Here is a 21,902-nt window from a genome sequence, read left to right on the forward strand (position 1 = left end):
CGCCTAATGCAAAGGAATCGTCATGGCAGAACAACCATCACCGGGCAATGAAGTCGCCGTTCTTGGCGGCGGTTGCTTCTGGTGCGTCGAAGCAGTGTTTGCCGACCTGCGCGGAGTTAAAAGCGTGTTGCCGGGCTACAGCGGCGGACACGTCGACAATCCCAGCTACGAACAGGTCTGCGGCAAGGACACCGGCCACATCGAAGTCGCCCGCATCGAGTTCGATCCCGCCGAACTCTCGTACAGCGATCTGCTGCGCGTCTTTTTCGCCACCCACGATCCCACCACGCCGGGGCGCCAGGGCAACGACATTGGCCCGCAGTACGAATCGGCCATTTTCTGGCAGAACGAAACGCAGCGCGAGCAGGCCCAGGCCGTCATCGCCGAGGTCGAGGCGCAAAAAGTCTACGATGCGCCCATCGTCACCAAGCTGCTGGCGCCGGCGCATTTCTGGCAGGCCGAGGACTATCACAGCAATTATTTCGCCCTGCATCCCGAGCAAGGCTATTGCCAGTTCGTGATCGCACCCAAGGTCGCCAAGTTCCGCAAGCAATTCCAGGATCGCCTGAAGCGCTAAGCGGCGGCAATCACTTCGCCTGACTGAAGCCCCGTACGGCGGACACGCGTTGCGCCGACCGCTGCGGGGCCTTTTTTCATGCGGGTCTTTCCCTGCGCGGTGCTTTTCTTGATGCGGCGCGTGTCCGCTCGACGCGCGCTCAATGAAAAACCCCGCCACTCAGCGGGGTTTGAACAGGCTATGTCGACGCACGCCAGGCGCTTGTCTTCAAGCGTTATTCCACGGTCTTCAAAACACCGCGGCGCATCTGGTCCAGCTCGATCGATTCGAACAGGGCCTTGAAGTTGCCCTCGCCAAAGCCGTCATTGCCCTTGCGCTGAATGATCTCGAAAAAGATCGGGCCGATCTGGTTTTCGGTAAAGATCTGCAGCAGCAGTCCGCCACCCGGCGCGCCGTCCAGCAAGATGCGGTTCTTCTGCAGGCGCGCCACGTCCTCGCCGTGGTTCGGCAGGCGCCGATCCAGCAGTTCGTAGTAGGTCTCCGGCGTGTCCAGGAACACGACGCCGGTCTTGCGCAGCGCTTCCACCGTGGCATAAATGTCATCGGTCGCCATGGCGATATGCTGAATGCCCTCGCCGCGGTACAGATCCAGGTACTCCTGAATCTGGCCCTTCTCGTCGGTGCCTTCCTCGTTGATGGGAATGCGGATATTGCCGCAAGGCGAGGTCATCGCCTTGGACTTCACGCCCGTCACCTTGCCCTCGATGTCGAAGTACCGCACTTCGCGGAAGTTGAACAGGCGCTCGTAGAACTCCGACCACTCGGCCATGCGGCCCTTGTGCACGTTGTGCGTCAGGTGGTCCACCAACGTCAGACCCGCGCCGCGCCAGTTGACGTCGGTCTGCGCGTTGGCCGGATCCAGCGGGATGAAGTCCACGTCATAGATGCTGATGTCGCCAATGCCGCCGTGGCCTTCCTTGCCGGCCCAGCGGTCCACCAGATAGATCAGCGAATCGCCGATGCCCTTGATCGCGGGGATGTTCAGTTCCATCGGGCCGCTATGGGAGTCGAAACCCCAGGCGCCCAGTTCCAGCGCGCGCTTGTAGGCGGCATTGGCGTCCTGCACGCGAAAGCCAATCGCACAGATCGAAGGGCCATGCAAACGGGCAAAGCGCTGGGCAAAGGAATCGGGCTCGGCGTTGATCAGGAAGTTCACGCCGCCTTGACGGTACAGCGTCACGTCCTTGTGGCGATGCTTGGCAATGGCCTTGAATCCCAGCAGTTCAAACACCTTGCGCAGCGCGGCGGGGTCCGGCGCGGCATATTCAATGAACTCGAACCCGGCGGTGCCCATCGGGTTGTCCCAGGGTTGGAAAGCGCTGCTCATAAGTCTGCTCCCTTGCATGTTTTAAGTGGACGACTTGTTCGTCAAGTCTAGACGCAGATTGTAGGTAGGAAGGGTGGGCAGACAATTGCAAACATGGCGCAAAAGCCGATAGTTTGAGCAATAATATTGCCCAATATTGTGAACAAGGGGTTGAAAATGTCTGCAATTGAGCTCGATAGGACAGATCTAAGGATTCTTGCCGAGCTGCAGCGGGACGGGCGCCTCAGCAACCAGGAACTGGCGGACCGCGTCTCCCTGTCTCCCAGCCCCTGCTTGCGCCGGGTGCGGCGCCTGGAAGAGCAGGGCTTCATTAAGAAATACGTGGCGCTCATCGATGCCGCAAAGGTCGGGCTGGGGCTGCTCGCTTATGTGAACATCCGCCTGAATAAGCACAGCGGCTCCAGTCACGCGCCCATGAGCGACTTCGCGCGCGAGGTCCAGCTGTGGCCGGAGGTCGTCGAGTGCTACGCCATGTCGGGCGACATGGACTACCTGATGCGCATCCAGGTCGCCGACCTGGCGCATTTCTCCCGTTTCGCCATGGACACGCTCATGCGCCACCCTGCAGTCGTGGATATGCGCTCGTTCTTCGCCCTGCAGCAGATCAAGGAAACGACGGAGCTTCGTATATAGATAGCGCGGCGCGGTGCTCCTGCCGGCCCTGGCCGTTGAAGCGGCGGGATGTTGCATGCCAGTCGGTCGGCACCGCTCGCTCCGGTCTTGCCCAGCCTAGAAGGGCGGCTTGTGATCGCACCGGCTCGCAACTGCGTATATATATATATATAGAGGAGCCTGGAGTCACCTCCCTATATATAGGGGAGCAAAGGAGTGCGGCCCCCCAGGCTGATCTCGGTGCGTCCCCTAAAAGAATCATATTTCTGCAAAATGGGTGTCATGCTGGCCACACACGCAGAATTTCTGTGCTATAGTCTCGCTCCTTCGCTGCTCACACAGTTTCGAACAGCGAAGCCAAGCAAGTGCAACAGGTCAGCCCAAGGGCAGGTCTGCCGCAAAGGCAGCTGGAAACGGCGCCAAGCGGTTATTGCAAAGATCGACGCAAATCAGGCAGAAGCCAGTTGCAAGATCTGCAAAAATTGTGCTATAGTCTTAGGCTCGGCTGGTGATGACGAATCAGGGTTTACCCTGAAACTAAATTTCAGCCACCTGTGCGGTGACCAGCCTTCGGATTTCCGAAGCCGCTTGCAAAGCAAGCGGGGTTGCAAGATAGGATGCAAATCAGGCAGAAGCCGGTTGCACAATCTGCAAAAGCTGTGTTATAGTAGAGGGCTTGGCGGTTGCCGAAAAATTAGGGTTTACCCTGACGTTTCGATGGTCGCTAAGCGCTGAGAAATCAGCGCCGTGATTTGAAGTTTTAGCAGTGCCGCTCTTTAACAACTAAACAACCGATAAGTGTGGGCGCTTGATGCGAGTGCAGCGATTGGGTTTCGGCCTTATCGCAAGCACAAGAAATCAAGTGCTCACTAGAAGTGAAGTATCTTAGACGTCAAGTTTAAGAACATACCTCACTTCCTTTGAGTAGCGACGTATGACCTGGTTTGGATTTATTCAGACCAAGAATACGAAACAAATACAGAGATTAAACTGAAGAGTTTGATCCTGGCTCAGATTGAACGCTAGCGGGATGCCTTACACATGCAAGTCGAACGGCAGCACGGACTTCGGTCTGGTGGCGAGTGGCGAACGGGTGAGTAATGTATCGGAACGTGCCTAGTAGCGGGGGATAACTACGCGAAAGCGTAGCTAATACCGCATACGCCCTACGGGGGAAAGCAGGGGATCGCAAGACCTTGCACTATTAGAGCGGCCGATATCGGATTAGCTAGTTGGTGGGGTAACGGCTCACCAAGGCGACGATCCGTAGCTGGTTTGAGAGGACGACCAGCCACACTGGGACTGAGACACGGCCCAGACTCCTACGGGAGGCAGCAGTGGGGAATTTTGGACAATGGGGGAAACCCTGATCCAGCCATCCCGCGTGTGCGATGAAGGCCTTCGGGTTGTAAAGCACTTTTGGCAGGAAAGAAACGTTCCGGGTTAATACCCCGGGAAACTGACGGTACCTGCAGAATAAGCACCGGCTAACTACGTGCCAGCAGCCGCGGTAATACGTAGGGTGCAAGCGTTAATCGGAATTACTGGGCGTAAAGCGTGCGCAGGCGGTTCGGAAAGAAAGATGTGAAATCCCAGAGCTTAACTTTGGAACTGCATTTTTAACTACCGAGCTAGAGTGTGTCAGAGGGAGGTGGAATTCCGCGTGTAGCAGTGAAATGCGTAGATATGCGGAGGAACACCGATGGCGAAGGCAGCCTCCTGGGATAACACTGACGCTCATGCACGAAAGCGTGGGGAGCAAACAGGATTAGATACCCTGGTAGTCCACGCCCTAAACGATGTCAACTAGCTGTTGGGGCCTTCGGGCCTTGGTAGCGCAGCTAACGCGTGAAGTTGACCGCCTGGGGAGTACGGTCGCAAGATTAAAACTCAAAGGAATTGACGGGGACCCGCACAAGCGGTGGATGATGTGGATTAATTCGATGCAACGCGAAAAACCTTACCTACCCTTGACATGTCTGGAATGCCGAAGAGATTTGGTAGTGCTCGCAAGAGAACCGGAACACAGGTGCTGCATGGCTGTCGTCAGCTCGTGTCGTGAGATGTTGGGTTAAGTCCCGCAACGAGCGCAACCCTTGTCATTAGTTGCTACGAAAGGGCACTCTAATGAGACTGCCGGTGACAAACCGGAGGAAGGTGGGGATGACGTCAAGTCCTCATGGCCCTTATGGGTAGGGCTTCACACGTCATACAATGGTCGGGACAGAGGGTCGCCAACCCGCGAGGGGGAGCCAATCCCAGAAACCCGATCGTAGTCCGGATCGCAGTCTGCAACTCGACTGCGTGAAGTCGGAATCGCTAGTAATCGCGGATCAGCATGTCGCGGTGAATACGTTCCCGGGTCTTGTACACACCGCCCGTCACACCATGGGAGTGGGTTTTACCAGAAGTAGTTAGCCTAACCGTAAGGAGGGCGATTACCACGGTAGGATTCATGACTGGGGTGAAGTCGTAACAAGGTAGCCGTATCGGAAGGTGCGGCTGGATCACCTCCTTTCAGAGCTTACGTGCTCGTGTTAAGCGTCCACTCTTATCGGTTGTTTGTTGTAGCTGGCGTCAAGGTTTGGCGCAGCGTAGAAACTAACTGATAGCGCTGCTTGCAGCGCTATCAGTTGGGTTTTACCCAACAGCTACATTTGTTCTTTAACAATCTGGAAGAAGCACAACGAAAATGTGTTCATCAAGTAATCAGCGTTGCTGATGAAGATGGGCACGGGTTGTGATTGCATTATTTTTTGTTCCAAGTTCTCAAGACTGAGGTGATAAGCCTCAGACTGCTTTGAAACTTATGAACGGCACAAACGCTAATACTCAGGTCCTATAGCCTACAGCGTTATAGGATCAAGCGACTAAGTGCATATGGTGGATGCCTTGGCGATCACAGGCGATGAAGGACGTAGTAGCCTGCGAAAAGCTGCGGGGAGCTGGCAAACAAGCTTTGATCCGCAGATGTCCGAATGGGGAAACCCACTGCAGCAATGCAGTATCCCTAGCTGAATACATAGGCTAGTGGAAGCGAACCGGGTGAACTGAAACATCTCAGTAGCTCGAGGAAAAGAAATCAACCGAGATTCCGAAAGTAGTGGCGAGCGAAATCGGATGAGCCTTTACGTTTTAGCGCGCAGGATAGTCGAACGGAATGGAAAGTCCGGCCGTAGCAGGTGATAGCCCTGTAGACGAAATTCTGTGTGTGGAACTAAGCGTAAGACAAGTAGGGCGGGACACGTGAAATCCTGTTTGAAGATGGGGGGACCATCCTCCAAGGCTAAATACTCGTGATCGACCGATAGTGAACCAGTACCGTGAGGGAAAGGCGAAAAGAACCCCGGAAGGGGAGTGAAATAGATCCTGAAACCGTATGCATACAAACAGTAGGAGCCTCCTTGTGGGGTGACTGCGTACCTTTTGTATAATGGGTCAGCGACTTACATTCAGTGGCAAGGTTAACCGAATAGGGAAGCCGTAGCGAAAGCGAGTCCGAATAGGGCGATTTAGTCGCTGGGTGTAGACCCGAAACCAGATGATCTATCCATGGCCAGGTTGAAGGCACGGTAACACGTGCTGGAGGACCGAACCCACTAATGTTGAAAAATTAGGGGATGAGCTGTGGATAGGGGTGAAAGGCTAAACAAATCTGGAAATAGCTGGTTCTCTCCGAAAACTATTTAGGTAGTGCCTCAAGTATTACTGCGGGGGGTAGAGCACTGTTATAGCTAGGGGGTCATGGCGACTTACCAAACTATGGCAAACTCCGAATACCCGCAAGTACAGCTTGGGAGACAGAGCACCGGGTGCTAACGTCCGGACTCAAGAGGGAAACAACCCAGACCGCCAGCTAAGGTCCCGAATTATCGCTAAGTGGGAAACGAAGTGGGAAGGCATAGACAGTCAGGAGGTTGGCTTAGAAGCAGCCATCCTTTAAAGAAAGCGTAATAGCTCACTGATCGAGTCGTCCTGCGCGGAAGATGTAACGGGGCTAAGCGATAAACCGAAGCTGCGGGTGTGCACTTTTAGTGCACGCGGTAGGAGAGCGTTCTGTAAGCCTGCGAAGGTGGCTTGTAAAGGCTGCTGGAGGTATCAGAAGTGCGAATGCTGACATGAGTAGCGATAAAGGGGGTGAAAAGCCCCCTCGCCGTAAGTCCAAGGTTTCCTGCGCAACGTTCATCGGCGCAGGGTGAGTCGGCCCCTAAGGCGAGGCAGAGATGCGTAGCTGATGGGAAGCTGGTTAATATTCCAGCACCGTCGTACAGTGCGATGGGGGGACGGATCGCGGAAAATCATCAGGGTGTTGGATGTCCCTGTTGCTGCATCGAAGATGGCGCTTAGGCAAATCCGGGCGCGTAAATCAAGGGTGTGGCACGAGCGAGCATTGCTTGCGAAGTGATCGGAAGTGGTTCCAAGAAAAGCCTCTAAGCTTCAGCTGTACGAGACCGTACCGCAAACCGACACAGGTGGACGGGATGAATATTCCAAGGCGCTTGAGAGAACTCAGGAGAAGGAACTCGGCAAATTGATACCGTAACTTCGGGAGAAGGTATACCCCGGTAGTGTGAAGCGCCTGCGCGCTTAGCATGATGGGGTCGCAGAGAATCGGTGGCTGCGACTGTTTATTAAAAACACAGCACTCTGCAAAGACGAAAGTCGACGTATAGGGTGTGACGCCTGCCCGGTGCCGGAAGGTTAAGTGATGGGGTGCAAGCTCTTGATCGAAGCCCCGGTAAACGGCGGCCGTAACTATAACGGTCCTAAGGTAGCGAAATTCCTTGTCGGGTAAGTTCCGACCTGCACGAATGGCGTAACGATGGCCACACTGTCTCCTCCTGAGACTCAGCGAAGTTGAAGTGTTTGTGATGATGCAATCTACCCGCGGCTAGACGGAAAGACCCCATGAACCTTTACTGTAGCTTTGCATTGGACTGTGAACCGGCCTGTGTAGGATAGGTGGGAGGCTTTGAAGCGTGGTCGCTAGATCACGTGGAGCCATCCTTGAAATACCACCCTGGTTTGTTTGCGGTTCTAACCTTGGTCCGTTATCCGGATCGGGGACAGTGCATGGTGGGCAGTTTGACTGGGGCGGTCTCCTCCCAAAGTGTAACGGAGGAGTTCGAAGGTACGCTAGGTACGGTCGGAAATCGTGCTGATAGTGCAATGGCATAAGCGTGCTTGACTGTGAGACTGACAAGTCGAACAGGTGCGAAAGCAGGACATAGTGATCCGGTGGTTCTGAATGGAAGGGCCATCGCTCAACGGATAAAAGGTACTCTGGGGATAACAGGCTGATACCGCCCAAGAGTTCATATCGACGGCGGTGTTTGGCACCTCGATGTCGGCTCATCTCATCCTGGGGCTGTAGCCGGTCCCAAGGGTATGGCTGTTCGCCATTTAAAGAGGTACGTGAGCTGGGTTTAAAACGTCGTGAGACAGTTTGGTCCCTATCTGCCGTGGGCGTTGGATACTTGACGGAGCCTGCTCCTAGTACGAGAGGACCGGAGTGGACGTACCTCTGGTGTACCGGTTGTCATGCCAATGGCATTGCCGGGTAGCTAAGTACGGAAGAGATAACCGCTGAAGGCATCTAAGCGGGAAACTCGTCTGAAGATTAGGTATCCCGGGGACTTGATCCCCCTGAAGGGTCGTTCGAGACCAGGACGTTGATAGGTCGGGTGTGGAAGCGCAGTAATGCGTTAAGCTAACCGATACTAATTGCCCGTGAGGCTTGATCCTATAACACTGATGGTTATTGACCTGGTGATATAGCGTTCCAAGTGTCGTTCAATACAAAATACTGGCTGCACCGTCAGCAGCCAGCCAACACAATTACACCCCACCGTGCGCTGATCATCGAGCCCCAGGCTCTGATCGCCACGCGTTGCGCTTCTTCCAAGATTGGAGCTGTTGCCTAACCCGCAACTGCTCAACCAGTTACGCCTGACGACCATAGCAAGGTGGTCCCACTCCTTCCCATCCCGAACAGGACAGTGAAACGCCTTTGCGCCGATGATAGTGGACGGACGTCTGTGAAAGTAGGTCATCGTCAGGCTTTTATTGCGCAAACCCCCACAGGTAAGCCTGTGGGGGTTTGTTTTTAGTGAGAACCTATGTTCCATGCCGCCGAAGGAGATTCTCCAGCTCGGCGGCGATGCAGGACGGAGTGCAAATTAGGCAGAAGCCGGTTGCAATCGCTGCAAAAATGGTGATATAGTTACGGGCTTGGCTGCTACCGAAAGATCAGGGTTTATCCTGACATTTCGATAGCTGCTAGGGCAGGACGAAAGTCCTGGCGAGACCTGAAGAAGTCGCCGCAAGTAAGTGACGCAACGGCGTAAAGCAAAAGCGAAGCTGACTTGACAAGCGATAAAAACTGCTTCATAATCTCGTTTCTCTGCTGCAACGACAGCGACGACGCAAAAGCGAAGTTAGCCGAAGTTGAGGGCAGAAACCAGTAGTACGGAATTTAGCAGTACCGCTCTTTAACAACTAAACAACCGATAAGTGTGGGCGCTTGATGCGAGTGCAGCGATTAGGTTTCGGCCTTATCGCAAGCACAAGAAATCAAGTGCTCACTAGAAGTGAAGTACCTTAGACGTCAAGTTTAAGAACATACCTCACTTCCTTTGAGTAGCGACGTATGACCTGGTTTGGATTTATTCAGACCAAGAATACGAAACAAATACAGAGATTAAACTGAAGAGTTTGATCCTGGCTCAGATTGAACGCTAGCGGGATGCCTTACACATGCAAGTCGAACGGCAGCACGGACTTCGGTCTGGTGGCGAGTGGCGAACGGGTGAGTAATGTATCGGAACGTGCCTAGTAGCGGGGGATAACTACGCGAAAGCGTAGCTAATACCGCATACGCCCTACGGGGGAAAGCAGGGGATCGCAAGACCTTGCACTATTAGAGCGGCCGATATCGGATTAGCTAGTTGGTGGGGTAACGGCTCACCAAGGCGACGATCCGTAGCTGGTTTGAGAGGACGACCAGCCACACTGGGACTGAGACACGGCCCAGACTCCTACGGGAGGCAGCAGTGGGGAATTTTGGACAATGGGGGAAACCCTGATCCAGCCATCCCGCGTGTGCGATGAAGGCCTTCGGGTTGTAAAGCACTTTTGGCAGGAAAGAAACGTTCCGGGTTAATACCCCGGGAAACTGACGGTACCTGCAGAATAAGCACCGGCTAACTACGTGCCAGCAGCCGCGGTAATACGTAGGGTGCAAGCGTTAATCGGAATTACTGGGCGTAAAGCGTGCGCAGGCGGTTCGGAAAGAAAGATGTGAAATCCCAGAGCTTAACTTTGGAACTGCATTTTTAACTACCGAGCTAGAGTGTGTCAGAGGGAGGTGGAATTCCGCGTGTAGCAGTGAAATGCGTAGATATGCGGAGGAACACCGATGGCGAAGGCAGCCTCCTGGGATAACACTGACGCTCATGCACGAAAGCGTGGGGAGCAAACAGGATTAGATACCCTGGTAGTCCACGCCCTAAACGATGTCAACTAGCTGTTGGGGCCTTCGGGCCTTGGTAGCGCAGCTAACGCGTGAAGTTGACCGCCTGGGGAGTACGGTCGCAAGATTAAAACTCAAAGGAATTGACGGGGACCCGCACAAGCGGTGGATGATGTGGATTAATTCGATGCAACGCGAAAAACCTTACCTACCCTTGACATGTCTGGAATGCCGAAGAGATTTGGTAGTGCTCGCAAGAGAACCGGAACACAGGTGCTGCATGGCTGTCGTCAGCTCGTGTCGTGAGATGTTGGGTTAAGTCCCGCAACGAGCGCAACCCTTGTCATTAGTTGCTACGAAAGGGCACTCTAATGAGACTGCCGGTGACAAACCGGAGGAAGGTGGGGATGACGTCAAGTCCTCATGGCCCTTATGGGTAGGGCTTCACACGTCATACAATGGTCGGGACAGAGGGTCGCCAACCCGCGAGGGGGAGCCAATCCCAGAAACCCGATCGTAGTCCGGATCGCAGTCTGCAACTCGACTGCGTGAAGTCGGAATCGCTAGTAATCGCGGATCAGCATGTCGCGGTGAATACGTTCCCGGGTCTTGTACACACCGCCCGTCACACCATGGGAGTGGGTTTTACCAGAAGTAGTTAGCCTAACCGTAAGGAGGGCGATTACCACGGTAGGATTCATGACTGGGGTGAAGTCGTAACAAGGTAGCCGTATCGGAAGGTGCGGCTGGATCACCTCCTTTCAGAGCTTACGTGCTCGTGTTAAGCGTCCACTCTTATCGGTTGTTTGATATAGCTGGGATCAGTTGTAGGCTTGGGTCGAGGGAATCTTCCCTAGGTCTTCAGCTTCCTGACTACTGATCCGAGAAGGTTTTGGGTCTGTAGCTCAGTCGGTTAGAGCACCGTCTTGATAAGGCGGGGGTCGTTGGTTCGAATCCAACCAGACCCACCAGGTATTTCGCGGCAAGCGAAATATGGGGGTGTAGCTCAGCTGGGAGAGCGCCTGCTTTGCAAGCAGGATGTCATCGGTTCGATCCCGTTCACCTCCACCATTGATTCTCATTGATCGCCGGTGGCGATGTAGAGGCCAACTCATAGTGTCGTCAGTCACGACGTTATGAGTTGGGTTTTACCCAACAGCTATATTTGTTCTTTAACAATCTGGAAGAAGCACAACGAAAATGTGTTCATCAAGTAATCAGCGTTGCTGATGAAGATGGGCACGGGTTGTGATTGCATTATTTTTTGTTCCAAGTTCTCAAGACTGAGGTGATAAGCCTCAGACTGCTTTGAAACTTATGAACGGCACAAACGCTAATACTCAGGTCCTATAGCCTACAGCGTTATAGGATCAAGCGACTAAGTGCATATGGTGGATGCCTTGGCGATCACAGGCGATGAAGGACGTAGTAGCCTGCGAAAAGCTGCGGGGAGCTGGCAAACAAGCTTTGATCCGCAGATGTCCGAATGGGGAAACCCACTGCAGCAATGCAGTATCCCTAGCTGAATACATAGGCTAGTGGAAGCGAACCGGGTGAACTGAAACATCTCAGTAGCTCGAGGAAAAGAAATCAACCGAGATTCCGAAAGTAGTGGCGAGCGAAATCGGATGAGCCTTTACGTTTTAGCGCGCAGGATAGTCGAACGGAATGGAAAGTCCGGCCGTAGCAGGTGATAGCCCTGTAGACGAAATTCTGTGTGTGGAACTAAGCGTAAGACAAGTAGGGCGGGACACGTGAAATCCTGTTTGAAGATGGGGGGACCATCCTCCAAGGCTAAATACTCGTGATCGACCGATAGTGAACCAGTACCGTGAGGGAAAGGCGAAAAGAACCCCGGAAGGGGAGTGAAATAGATCCTGAAACCGTATGCATACAAACAGTAGGAGCCTCCTTGTGGGGTGACTGCGTACCTTTTGTATAATGGGTCAGCGACTTACATTCAGTGGCAAGGTTAACCGAATAGGGAAGCCGTAGCGAAAGCGAGTCCGAATAGGGCGATTTAGTCGCTGGGTGTAGACCCGAAACCAGATGATCTATCCATGGCCAGGTTGAAGGCACGGTAACACGTGCTGGAGGACCGAACCCACTAATGTTGAAAAATTAGGGGATGAGCTGTGGATAGGGGTGAAAGGCTAAACAAATCTGGAAATAGCTGGTTCTCTCCGAAAACTATTTAGGTAGTGCCTCAAGTATTACTGCGGGGGGTAGAGCACTGTTATAGCTAGGGGGTCATGGCGACTTACCAAACTATGGCAAACTCCGAATACCCGCAAGTACAGCTTGGGAGACAGAGCACCGGGTGCTAACGTCCGGACTCAAGAGGGAAACAACCCAGACCGCCAGCTAAGGTCCCGAATTATCGCTAAGTGGGAAACGAAGTGGGAAGGCATAGACAGTCAGGAGGTTGGCTTAGAAGCAGCCATCCTTTAAAGAAAGCGTAATAGCTCACTGATCGAGTCGTCCTGCGCGGAAGATGTAACGGGGCTAAGCGATAAACCGAAGCTGCGGGTGTGCACTTTTAGTGCACGCGGTAGGAGAGCGTTCTGTAAGCCTGCGAAGGTGGCTTGTAAAGGCTGCTGGAGGTATCAGAAGTGCGAATGCTGACATGAGTAGCGATAAAGGGGGTGAAAAGCCCCCTCGCCGTAAGTCCAAGGTTTCCTGCGCAACGTTCATCGGCGCAGGGTGAGTCGGCCCCTAAGGCGAGGCAGAGATGCGTAGCTGATGGGAAGCTGGTTAATATTCCAGCACCGTCGTACAGTGCGATGGGGGGACGGATCGCGGAAAATCATCAGGGTGTTGGATGTCCCTGTTGCTGCATCGAAGATGGCGCTTAGGCAAATCCGGGCGCGTAAATCAAGGGTGTGGCACGAGCGAGCATTGCTTGCGAAGTGATCGGAAGTGGTTCCAAGAAAAGCCTCTAAGCTTCAGCTGTACGAGACCGTACCGCAAACCGACACAGGTGGACGGGATGAATATTCCAAGGCGCTTGAGAGAACTCAGGAGAAGGAACTCGGCAAATTGATACCGTAACTTCGGGAGAAGGTATACCCCGGTAGTGTGAAGCGCCTGCGCGCTTAGCATGATGGGGTCGCAGAGAATCGGTGGCTGCGACTGTTTATTAAAAACACAGCACTCTGCAAAGACGAAAGTCGACGTATAGGGTGTGACGCCTGCCCGGTGCCGGAAGGTTAAGTGATGGGGTGCAAGCTCTTGATCGAAGCCCCGGTAAACGGCGGCCGTAACTATAACGGTCCTAAGGTAGCGAAATTCCTTGTCGGGTAAGTTCCGACCTGCACGAATGGCGTAACGATGGCCACACTGTCTCCTCCTGAGACTCAGCGAAGTTGAAGTGTTTGTGATGATGCAATCTACCCGCGGCTAGACGGAAAGACCCCATGAACCTTTACTGTAGCTTTGCATTGGACTGTGAACCGGCCTGTGTAGGATAGGTGGGAGGCTTTGAAGCGTGGTCGCTAGATCACGTGGAGCCATCCTTGAAATACCACCCTGGTTTGTTTGCGGTTCTAACCTTGGTCCGTTATCCGGATCGGGGACAGTGCATGGTGGGCAGTTTGACTGGGGCGGTCTCCTCCCAAAGTGTAACGGAGGAGTTCGAAGGTACGCTAGGTACGGTCGGAAATCGTGCTGATAGTGCAATGGCATAAGCGTGCTTGACTGTGAGACTGACAAGTCGAACAGGTGCGAAAGCAGGACATAGTGATCCGGTGGTTCTGAATGGAAGGGCCATCGCTCAACGGATAAAAGGTACTCTGGGGATAACAGGCTGATACCGCCCAAGAGTTCATATCGACGGCGGTGTTTGGCACCTCGATGTCGGCTCATCTCATCCTGGGGCTGTAGCCGGTCCCAAGGGTATGGCTGTTCGCCATTTAAAGAGGTACGTGAGCTGGGTTTAAAACGTCGTGAGACAGTTTGGTCCCTATCTGCCGTGGGCGTTGGATACTTGACGGAGCCTGCTCCTAGTACGAGAGGACCGGAGTGGACGTACCTCTGGTGTACCGGTTGTCATGCCAATGGCATTGCCGGGTAGCTAAGTACGGAAGAGATAACCGCTGAAGGCATCTAAGCGGGAAACTCGTCTGAAGATTAGGTATCCCGGGGACTTGATCCCCCTGAAGGGTCGTTCGAGACCAGGACGTTGATAGGTCGGGTGTGGAAGCGCAGTAATGCGTTAAGCTAACCGATACTAATTGCCCGTGAGGCTTGATCCTATAACACTGATGGTTATTGACCTGGTGATATAGCGTTCCAAGTGTCGTTCAATACAAAATACTGGCTGCACCGTCAGCAGCCAGCCAACACAATTACACCCCACCGTGCGCTGATCATCGAGCCCCAGGCTCTGATCGCCACGCGTTGCGCTTCTTCCAAGATTGGAGCTGTTGCCTAACCCGCAACTGCTCAACCAGTTACGCCTGACGACCATAGCAAGGTGGTCCCACTCCTTCCCATCCCGAACAGGACAGTGAAACGCCTTTGCGCCGATGATAGTGGACGGACGTCTGTGAAAGTAGGTCATCGTCAGGCTTTTATTGCTCAAAACCCCGCAGGTATCCCCTGCGGGGTTTTGTCTTTAGTGAGAGCCCTGCCGGTTGCGGCAAGAGGTGGGTTGCGGCGAGAGCTGCGAACCTTTTAGTACAAGCGGGCGTCAGGTTCGCGTTGCAGTACCCCAGATTCGAACGGTTGACCGTTGTGTCAACTGCTCAAGCAGTTACGCTTGACGACCATAGCAAGGTGGTCCCACTCCTTCCCATCCCGAACAGGACAGTGAAACGCCTTTGCGCCGATGATAGTGGACGGACGTCTGTGAAAGTAGGTCATCGTCAAGCTCTTATCCTCAAAGCCCCACCGGTATCCGGTGGGGCTTTGTCTTTGGCGCTCCAGTCGGCCTGCGAGCCGCGCCAATGTTGGATGTGCACAAATAACAACGGCCGTGGGTGGGGTGGCTTTGTGCGGTAAGATTGTTCGAGTCAATTCGTTGGAGCGTTATCGTGAGTGAACCCCAGACCCCCGTGCCCGGTACGACATTGGACCTTCGCACGTTGACCCACGTGGCCTATGGCTTGTATGCCTTGGGCTTTCTGACGAGTGGATTTCTGGGCATCGCCACGATTGCGGCTGTGGTGCTCATGTATCTCAAGCGATCGGACGCCGCAGGCACCGTGTACGCCGCTCATTTTGACTGGCTTCTGCGCACGTTCTGGTGGGCGTTGCTGTGGCTGGCCATCAGCGGGATCGCGACCCTCATCTTCATCGGATGGATTGGCGTGGCCGCAACCATCGTGTGGGTGCTCTATCGCCTGATTCGTGGCTGGCTGTCGTTGCTGGAAGGTGGCGCGCCCACGTCTTACGCGTGAGTACTGGTAGTACCGCTGGAAAGGCCGGCAGCGATGCCGGCCTTTTTGCATGGCATGAGCGTGTGGGGTGATGCCCACCAGCTGCCCACCTTCAGGGTGCGATCAGCGGCAAGGCTGTGGATACGTCGTTGAGGTGTCGTTGAGGTGTCGTTGAGGTGTCGTTGAGGTGTCGTTGCCGTGAGTGCGTCGAGCTTCGATGTGACGCGGTGTCAAGCTGCGGTGCGGGATAGCTGCGGGCGCCGGCGTGACACGATGGCTGGCGGTGCGCCAGCGCGGCTTGGCCTTGCGGTCGGCGAGGGCGCCGTGTAGCGCGTTCAGCGGCGCCTCGTGTGTCTGTCGGCGTGCGGCATGAGCGCAGTTGGTGACGCGGGTAAGGAAGCGCGGCGTGCAGGCATGCAGCGGCACGTCAGACCAGGCGAACTGGCTTTTCAATTCAAGCGGGAATATCCACGAACGTGGCGATGAGGCACTGCGAGGGGGGCTTGCTTGGTGGCGTTGAGCTCGCCCGGCCTGAAGCCAGGGCGTCGCGACAATCCAAAGGCAGGGACGTACGCCGTACGCCCTTTGCCTGCTTACTTCAGATGTGCGTTGACCAGTTTGGTCAGTTCGAACATCGTGACCTGATCCTTGCCGAAGATCGGGCGCAGCTTGGCATCGGCGTTGATGTTGCGCTTGTTGCTGGCATCTTGCAGGTTGTGCTTCTTGATGTATTCCCAGATCTTCTTGGTGACCTCGGTACGCGGCACGGCTTCCGAGCCGATGACAGCGGCCAATTCGGCGCTGGGGGTCAGCGGCTTCATGAATGCAGCGTTCGGCTTGCGCGCGGTCGCGGGTTTGGAGGTTGTGGCCATAATGCGGCGCTCCTTCTCTGGCTGTTGGAAAAATTGTCCTGCGGCCGGAGCATAACGTGTCTCTCCAGTAAAGACAAAGGCATTTATCCTCTGTAGCAACTAAAATGCACCGACCGTCCCCTCTATCACGTCATTCTGTAACGTCCTATGTACGCACGTTCTCCGTTGGAATCGATTCGGCTTTTTCATGACGAATTGACGGCGCTTCGGCGCGATTTGCATGCTCATCCGGAATTGGGTTTTGAAGAAGTCCGCACGTCGGGCATCGTCGCCGGTGCGCTGGAAGCGTTGGGCATCGAGGTGCACCGCGGGATCGGCAAGACCGGTGTGGTGGGCGTGATCCGTGGCAAACGGTGCGACAGCGGCCGCATGATCGGATTGCGCGCCGACATGGACGCGTTGCCCATGACCGAGGACAACACGTTCGGGCACAAGTCGACCAAGCCGGGACTCATGCACGGCTGCGGTCACGACGGCCATACGGCGGTGTTGATCGGCGCGGCCAAGTACCTGGCGCAGACGCGCAATTTTGATGGCACGGCCGTGTTGATCTTTCAACCAGCGGAAGAAGGGCGCGGCGGGGCACGCGCCATGCTTGAGGACGGCCTGTTTGACACCTTTCCGTGCGATGCAATCTACGCCTTGCACAACTGGCCGGGCCTGAAACCGGGCACCATCGGCATCAACCCGGGGCCGATGATGGCGGCTGCCGATCGCTTCGAGATCCTGATCACAGGTCGAGGCGGACACGGGGCGCATCCTTATCAGACGATCGATCCGGTGACCATCGCGGGTCAGATCATCACGGCGTTGCAGACGATCGTGTCGCGCAACGTGAACCCGCTGGATTCGGCGGTGCTGTCGATCGGTTCGGTGCAAGCCGGCCACCCCGGCGCGATGAGCGTGATTCCGCGCGAAGCGCGGATGGTGGGCACGGTGCGGACATTCCGCAAGTCGGTCCAGGAAATGGTCGAGACGCGCATGCGGGAGCTAGTGAGCGCAATTGCCGGTGCGTTCGGCGGCACCGCCGAAGTGGTCTACGAGCGCATCTACCCCGCGACCCTGAACACTCCTCAGCACGCCAATTTGGTGGCCGACATCGCAACCGAGATGATCGGCAAGGAAAACGTGGTGCGCGATTTGGTACCCTCGATGGGTTCCGAAGACTTTTCGTTCATGTTGCAGGCCAAGCCGGGCGCCTATTTCCGTCTTGGCCAGGGCGGGGCCGATTCCGGCTGCTTGCTGCACAACCCGCATTTCGATTTCAACGATGCCGTCATTCCCCTGGGCAGCGCGATGTTCTGCGCACTGGCCGAACGGGGCATGCCTCTGGCAGATTAAGAAGCCTTCCATGTCTACTCAAAGCACGACTCAACTCACCATCACCCGTCCCGACGACTGGCATCTGCATTTGCGCGACGGCGCGGCGCTTGAAGCGGTGGTTGCCGATACGGCGCGCCAGTTTGCCCGCGCCATCATCATGCCTAACCTGAAGCCACCGGTCACGACGACGGAGCAGGCGTTGGCCTATCGCGACCGCATTCTGGAAGCGCTTGCGAAGACGGGCGTCAACCCGGATTCGTTCACGCCCTTGATGACGCTTTACCTGACTGACAACACGCCGGCCGAAGAGATCGTGCGCGCGCATGCATCGGGCCACGTCTATGCGGTCAAGCTGTATCCCGCGGGCGCCACGACCAACTCGGACGCGGGCGTGACCGATTTGCTGGGCAAGTGCACCAAGGCGCTGGAAGCCTTGCAGAAGTGTGGGATGCCGTTGCTCGTGCATGGGGAAGTGACGGATCCGTCGATTGACGTCTTCGACCGCGAGGCCATTTTTGTCGAGCGCGTGATGAAGCCGTTGCGGCGCGCGTTTCCGGCATTGAAGGTGGTGTTCGAGCACATCACGACGAAGGAAGGCGCCGAGTACGTGCGCGATGCGGAAGGTCCGATTGCCGCGACGATCACGCCGCAGCATATGCTTTACAACCGCAATGCGATCTTCCAGGGCGGCGTGCGGCCTCATTGGTATTGCCTGCCGATTCTCAAGCGCGAGACGCACCGTCTTGCGCTGGTCGAGGCAGCCACCAGCGGCAGTCCGCGCTTTTTCTTGGGAACGGATAGCGCGCCGCACGCGCGTGGTCTGAAGGAACATGCCTGCGGCTGCGCGGGTTGCTACACCGCGCTGCATGCAATGGAGCTGTATGCCACCGCGTTCGAGGCGGCAGGCAAGCTCGACAAGCTGGAAGGGTTTGCCAGCTTCCACGGCCCGGATTTCTATGGTCTGCCTCGCAACACCGGCACGTTGACGCTGTCGCGTGAAACTTACCAGGTGCCTCAGGAACTGGCGTTCGGCAATACGACGCTCGTCCCGCTTGCCGCCGGCGAAGCGCTGGAGTGGCGCGCCCACGTTTGAGGGCCTTGCGGCTGGAGCCGACGTGAAAAGGGGTGAGCGGCTTGCCGTTCACCCCTTTTTTTGGGCCGCCGAGCGGCCCATCTCTATATAGCAGTGCTGTCAGAGTGTGCCGTCGCGCCGCGCTTCGAGCAGTTCCCAGCGTGCGAATTTCTCTTCGAGTTCGGCTTCCAGTTTGGCCAGTTCGCCGTTGATGCGCTCGACCTCGTCCGGCGCGTCGCGATAGAGACTGCCGTCTGCCAGCTTGCCCGCCAGTTCCGCCTGCTTGGCCTCGAGCGCGGCGATCGCGTCAGGCAGGCCTTCGAGTTCGCGCAGGTCCCAGGCGTTGATCTTGCCCGCCTTCGCAGGCTTGGGGCGCGCGGCCTTCGCACGAGCGGCATTGTCGTCGGCGGACTTGGCAGTCTTGTCGGCGTCGGTCTGCGGCGTGGCGGGCGCGGGGCGCTGTGAAACCCACTCGTCGTAACCGCCCACGTAATCGCGCCAGTGGCCGTCGCCTTCGTAGGCGATGGTCTGAGTCACCACGTTGTTGAGGAAGGCGCGGTCATGGCTGACCAGCAGCACGGTGCCGGCATATTCCTGCAGCAGCTCTTCCAGCAGTTCCAGCGTTTCGATGTCCAGGTCGTTGGTGGGCTCGTCCAGCACCAGCACGTTGGCGGGGCGCGCAAAGAGCCGCGCCAGCAACAGGCGCGCGCGTTCGCCGCCCGACAGGCTGCGCACGGGCGAGCCAGCGCGTGCCGGCGAAAACAGGAAATCGCCCAGATAGGTCATCACGTGCTTGCGCACCCCGCCGATCTCGACCCATTCGCTACCCGGACTGATGATGTCGACGAGCGAGGCGTTTTCGTCCAGCTGCGCACGCATCTGATCGAAGTAGGCGACCGCGACGTTGGTGCCCAGGCGGGTCGCGCCGGAGTCGGGTTGCAGTTCGCCCAGAATGAGTTTGAGCAAAGTGGTCTTGCCTGCGCCATTGGGTCCGATGATGCCAATGCGGTCGCCGCGCAGCAGGGTTGTGGAATAGTCGTCGACCACGATCTTGTCGCCGAACCGCTTGCTGACGTGCTCGAGTTCCGCCACGAGCTTGCCGGACCGTTGGCCTTCGGCCAGCGCCAGCGATACGTTGCCAACGCGCTCGCGGCGTTCGGCGCGCTGCACACGTAGGCTTTCCAGGCGGCGCACTCGGCCTTCATTGCGCGTGCGGCGCGCTTCCACGCCCTTGCGGATCCAGACTTCTTCCTGTGCCAGCAGTTTGTCGAAACGCGCCTGCTCCAGCCGCTCGGACTCCAGCCACTGCGCCTTGCGCTCCTGCCATTGCGAGAAATTGCCGGGAAAGCTCAAGAGACGGCCGCGGTCGAGTTCGACAATGCGGGTGGTGACGGCATCCAGGAAGCGGCGGTCGTGGGTGATGATGACCGCGGCGCCTTTCCAGGCGCGCAGCATGTCTTCGAGCCAGGCAATGCCTTCGAAGTCCAGATGGTTGGTGGGTTCGTCGAGCAGCAGCAGATCCGGTTCGTCGATCAAGGCGCGGGCGAGGGCGACGCGCTTGCGGGTGCCGCCGGACAATCCCGCGATCTGCGCATCGGCGGGCAGGCCCAGCTTTTCGATGACGGCGCGCGCGCGCGAGGGGCGCTGCCAGTCTTCGTGGTCGCCGTCCGTGTTGCACACGACATCGAACACCGTGGCATTGTCGTCGAGCTCGGGCTCTTGTTCGACGGTGGCCACGCGCAGGCTGGAGCTGCGGGCGATGGCGCCGTCGTCTGGCTGCGTGCGGCCGTCGAGCAGCCTGAGGAGCGAGGACTTCCCTGCGCCATTGCGGCCGATGAGGCCGATGCGTTCGCCGGACTGGATGGCGAAGTCGGCATGGTCGAGCAGCGGATGGTGCCCATACGCGAGCTGGACGTCGGTCAGGGTGATGAGAGTTTCGAGGGCCATGTGGTTGTTGGTGTCTGCGGCAGCTAAGCGGATCAGCGCGTATTGTCGCAGGAACGCGAGGCCCCGGTCTTGCTGCCGCCGGGCGCCCCGGGGGACAGAGCGGGCGCCTGTAATAGAATACGTGCTGCAAGACGGGTTGGACGATCGCGGTGGGTGCGAGCTCATCGAGGAAGGTCCGGACTCCATAGGGCAGGGTAACGGCTAACGGCCGTCCGGTCGCGCTCTCGGGCACGGCTGAGGAATAGGACCACAGAGACGAGACTGCGGCGCGGGCGCGCTTTGCGCGCACTGATACGGCCATCTCCGTATTGCGCCGACCGGCAACGGGCGGCGGCATCGCAGGGTGAAACGCGGCAACCTCTATCCGGAGCAACATCAAATAGGCATGCGTGCGGCCTCACGGCCGTGACGGGCGGCTCCGTCCGAGCATGCGGGTAGATGGCTACAGCGGCTCAGCAATGATCCGCGCAGAGGAATGATCGTCCGCCAGGGCAACCTGGCGTACAGAATCCGGCCTATAGACCCGTCTTGCATTGAATTCTGCCGGCGCGCGCGGATCTGGACGAGGCCGCGCGGCCGTCTGGCGTCCCCCGCGCCAGTTTATTTTCACTTCCAGGGTCGCCTGTCCGGCGGGAAGCCTCGCCAACTGGAAGGATCGACCGGGCGGCAGACGGTAACTTGACCCCATTAGCCGCTACTTCTGAAGTAGGACTTTTAGAGTATGTCGCAACCTCCTGATTTATTGGGAGGTTTTTCTTTTTGCGTATTTACAAGTTGATCTAAGTCCTTGTTGTGATTGAAAAAATTGCAACCACGCGCTTGACCGCCCCTGTGCCCATACCGTAGAGTGGGAAATAGTAGGAAATTGTGCAATTAAGTGGGGTAAAAGTGGTGTTTCAGGGAAGCAGCGCGCTCACGCTGGATGCCAAGGGACGGATCTCGATTCCGACCCGGCATCGTGACGCGCTCATGTCGCAGGCCGAAGGCCGGCTGACCCTGACCCGCCACCCCGACGGCTGCCTGCTGGTGTACCCGCGGCCCGAGTGGGAAAAGAAGCGCGAGCAGATCGCGGCTTTTCCCATGACGGCCCGCGCGCTGCAGCGGCTGTTGCTGGGCAACGCTCAGGACGTGGAACTGGACGGCTCCGGCCGGGTCCTGATCGCTCCTGAACTGCGCAACGCTTCCGGTATGACGCGCGATGTGATGCTGCTCGGTCTGGGCTCTCACTTCGAGCTGTGGGACGCCGCTACCCTGGCCAGCCGTGAGGCTGAAGACTTGGCCAAGGGTATGCCGGACGTGTTGAACCAGTTTTCGTTCTGAAAG

At 56.7% G+C, this 21,902-nt stretch carries 9 protein-coding genes, 2 tRNA genes, 7 rRNA genes and 1 other RNA gene; 16 read left to right on the top strand and 3 right to left on the bottom strand.

The features are described 5' to 3' along the window. The first annotated feature begins 22 nt into the window (after positions 1 to 22). Positions 23 to 577, top strand: coding sequence for a peptide-methionine (S)-S-oxide reductase MsrA (msrA, locus tag H4P35_RS03390; protein ID WP_226848092.1), 555 nt, complete (start codon positions 23 to 25; stop codon positions 575 to 577). A 214-nt stretch (positions 578 to 791) separates the two neighbouring features. Here msrA and hppD read toward each other — a convergent pair whose 3' ends face one another. Further along, positions 792 to 1,904, bottom strand: a complete 1,113-nt coding sequence (gene hppD / locus H4P35_RS03395; RefSeq protein WP_062840947.1) for a 4-hydroxyphenylpyruvate dioxygenase — start codon at positions 1,902 to 1,904, stop codon at positions 792 to 794. Positions 1,905 to 2,060: 156 nt separating this feature from the next. Between hppD and H4P35_RS03400 the strand changes: the two genes are divergently transcribed. The 11 genes from H4P35_RS03400 (at position 2,061) to H4P35_RS03450 (ending at position 15,386) form a co-directional block, all read left to right on the top strand. Then, on the top strand, positions 2,061 to 2,537 hold the full coding sequence (locus H4P35_RS03400) for an Lrp/AsnC family transcriptional regulator (RefSeq protein WP_226848094.1): 477 nt from the start codon (positions 2,061 to 2,063) through the stop codon (positions 2,535 to 2,537). A gap of 966 nt (positions 2,538 to 3,503) precedes the next feature. After that, positions 3,504 to 5,034: ribosomal RNA gene (locus H4P35_RS03405) — 16S ribosomal RNA — on the top strand. Between the two features lie 342 nt (positions 5,035 to 5,376). Next, positions 5,377 to 8,261: ribosomal RNA gene (locus tag H4P35_RS03410) — 23S ribosomal RNA — on the top strand. Between the two features lie 203 nt (positions 8,262 to 8,464). Then, a 5S ribosomal RNA gene (rrf, locus tag H4P35_RS03415) occupies positions 8,465 to 8,577 on the top strand. Positions 8,578 to 9,218: 641 nt separating this feature from the next. Further along, positions 9,219 to 10,749, top strand: a 16S ribosomal RNA gene (locus H4P35_RS03420). A gap of 132 nt (positions 10,750 to 10,881) precedes the next feature. Beyond that, positions 10,882 to 10,958: transfer RNA gene (locus H4P35_RS03425), tRNA-Ile, on the top strand. Between the two features lie 24 nt (positions 10,959 to 10,982). Then, positions 10,983 to 11,058 (top strand) — tRNA-Ala (locus H4P35_RS03430). 297 nt (positions 11,059 to 11,355) lie between these two features. Continuing rightward, positions 11,356 to 14,240, top strand: a 23S ribosomal RNA gene (locus tag H4P35_RS03435). Positions 14,241 to 14,443: 203 nt separating this feature from the next. Beyond that, positions 14,444 to 14,556: ribosomal RNA gene (gene rrf, locus H4P35_RS03440) — 5S ribosomal RNA — on the top strand. 189 nt (positions 14,557 to 14,745) lie between these two features. Then, positions 14,746 to 14,858, top strand: a 5S ribosomal RNA gene (gene rrf, locus H4P35_RS03445). The 16S, 23S and 5S rRNA genes sit together here with 2 tRNA genes alongside, the layout of an rRNA operon. A gap of 162 nt (positions 14,859 to 15,020) precedes the next feature. Beyond that, positions 15,021 to 15,386, top strand: a complete 366-nt coding sequence (locus H4P35_RS03450; protein ID WP_056320734.1) for a hypothetical protein — start codon at positions 15,021 to 15,023, stop codon at positions 15,384 to 15,386. A 572-nt stretch (positions 15,387 to 15,958) separates the two neighbouring features. On the opposite strand, the gene H4P35_RS03455 is transcribed toward H4P35_RS03450, so the two are convergent. After that, a complete protein-coding gene (locus tag H4P35_RS03455; RefSeq protein ID WP_006217453.1) occupies positions 15,959 to 16,237 on the bottom strand; it encodes an SWIB/MDM2 domain-containing protein in 279 nt (92 codons plus the stop codon). 147 nt (positions 16,238 to 16,384) lie between these two features. Between H4P35_RS03455 and H4P35_RS03460 the strand changes: the two genes are divergently transcribed. Beyond that, on the top strand, positions 16,385 to 17,578 hold the full coding sequence (locus tag H4P35_RS03460) for a M20 aminoacylase family protein (RefSeq protein WP_056569330.1): 1,194 nt from the start codon (positions 16,385 to 16,387) through the stop codon (positions 17,576 to 17,578). After that, on the top strand, positions 17,574 to 18,653 hold the full coding sequence (pyrC, locus tag H4P35_RS03465; RefSeq protein WP_152385416.1) for a dihydroorotase: 1,080 nt from the start codon (positions 17,574 to 17,576) through the stop codon (positions 18,651 to 18,653). Before H4P35_RS03460 ends, pyrC begins: the two co-directional genes overlap by 5 nt. Before the next feature lie 99 nt (positions 18,654 to 18,752). On the opposite strand, the gene H4P35_RS03470 is transcribed toward pyrC, so the two are convergent. Further along, positions 18,753 to 20,579: an ATP-binding cassette domain-containing protein gene (locus tag H4P35_RS03470; protein ID WP_217618975.1), complete on the bottom strand. Its 1,827-nt coding sequence runs from the start codon at positions 20,577 to 20,579 to the stop codon at positions 18,753 to 18,755. Positions 20,580 to 20,707: 128 nt separating this feature from the next. Here H4P35_RS03470 and rnpB point away from each other — a divergent pair. Together rnpB and mraZ are read left to right on the top strand one after the other, a co-directional pair. Continuing rightward, positions 20,708 to 21,113, top strand: an RNA gene (gene rnpB, locus H4P35_RS03475) — RNase P RNA component class A. Positions 21,114 to 21,470: 357 nt separating this feature from the next. Then, positions 21,471 to 21,899 carry a division/cell wall cluster transcriptional repressor MraZ gene (gene mraZ, locus H4P35_RS03480; RefSeq protein WP_056322651.1) on the top strand — a complete coding sequence of 143 codons (429 nt, stop codon included), beginning with the start codon at positions 21,471 to 21,473 and terminating at the stop codon, positions 21,897 to 21,899. Positions 21,900 to 21,902 lie beyond the last annotated feature (3 nt).

The sequence above is a fragment of the Achromobacter sp. 77 genome (genome assembly GCF_020541125.1).
GTDB classification, from domain to species: domain Bacteria; phylum Pseudomonadota; class Gammaproteobacteria; order Burkholderiales; family Burkholderiaceae_B; genus Achromobacter; species Achromobacter mucicolens.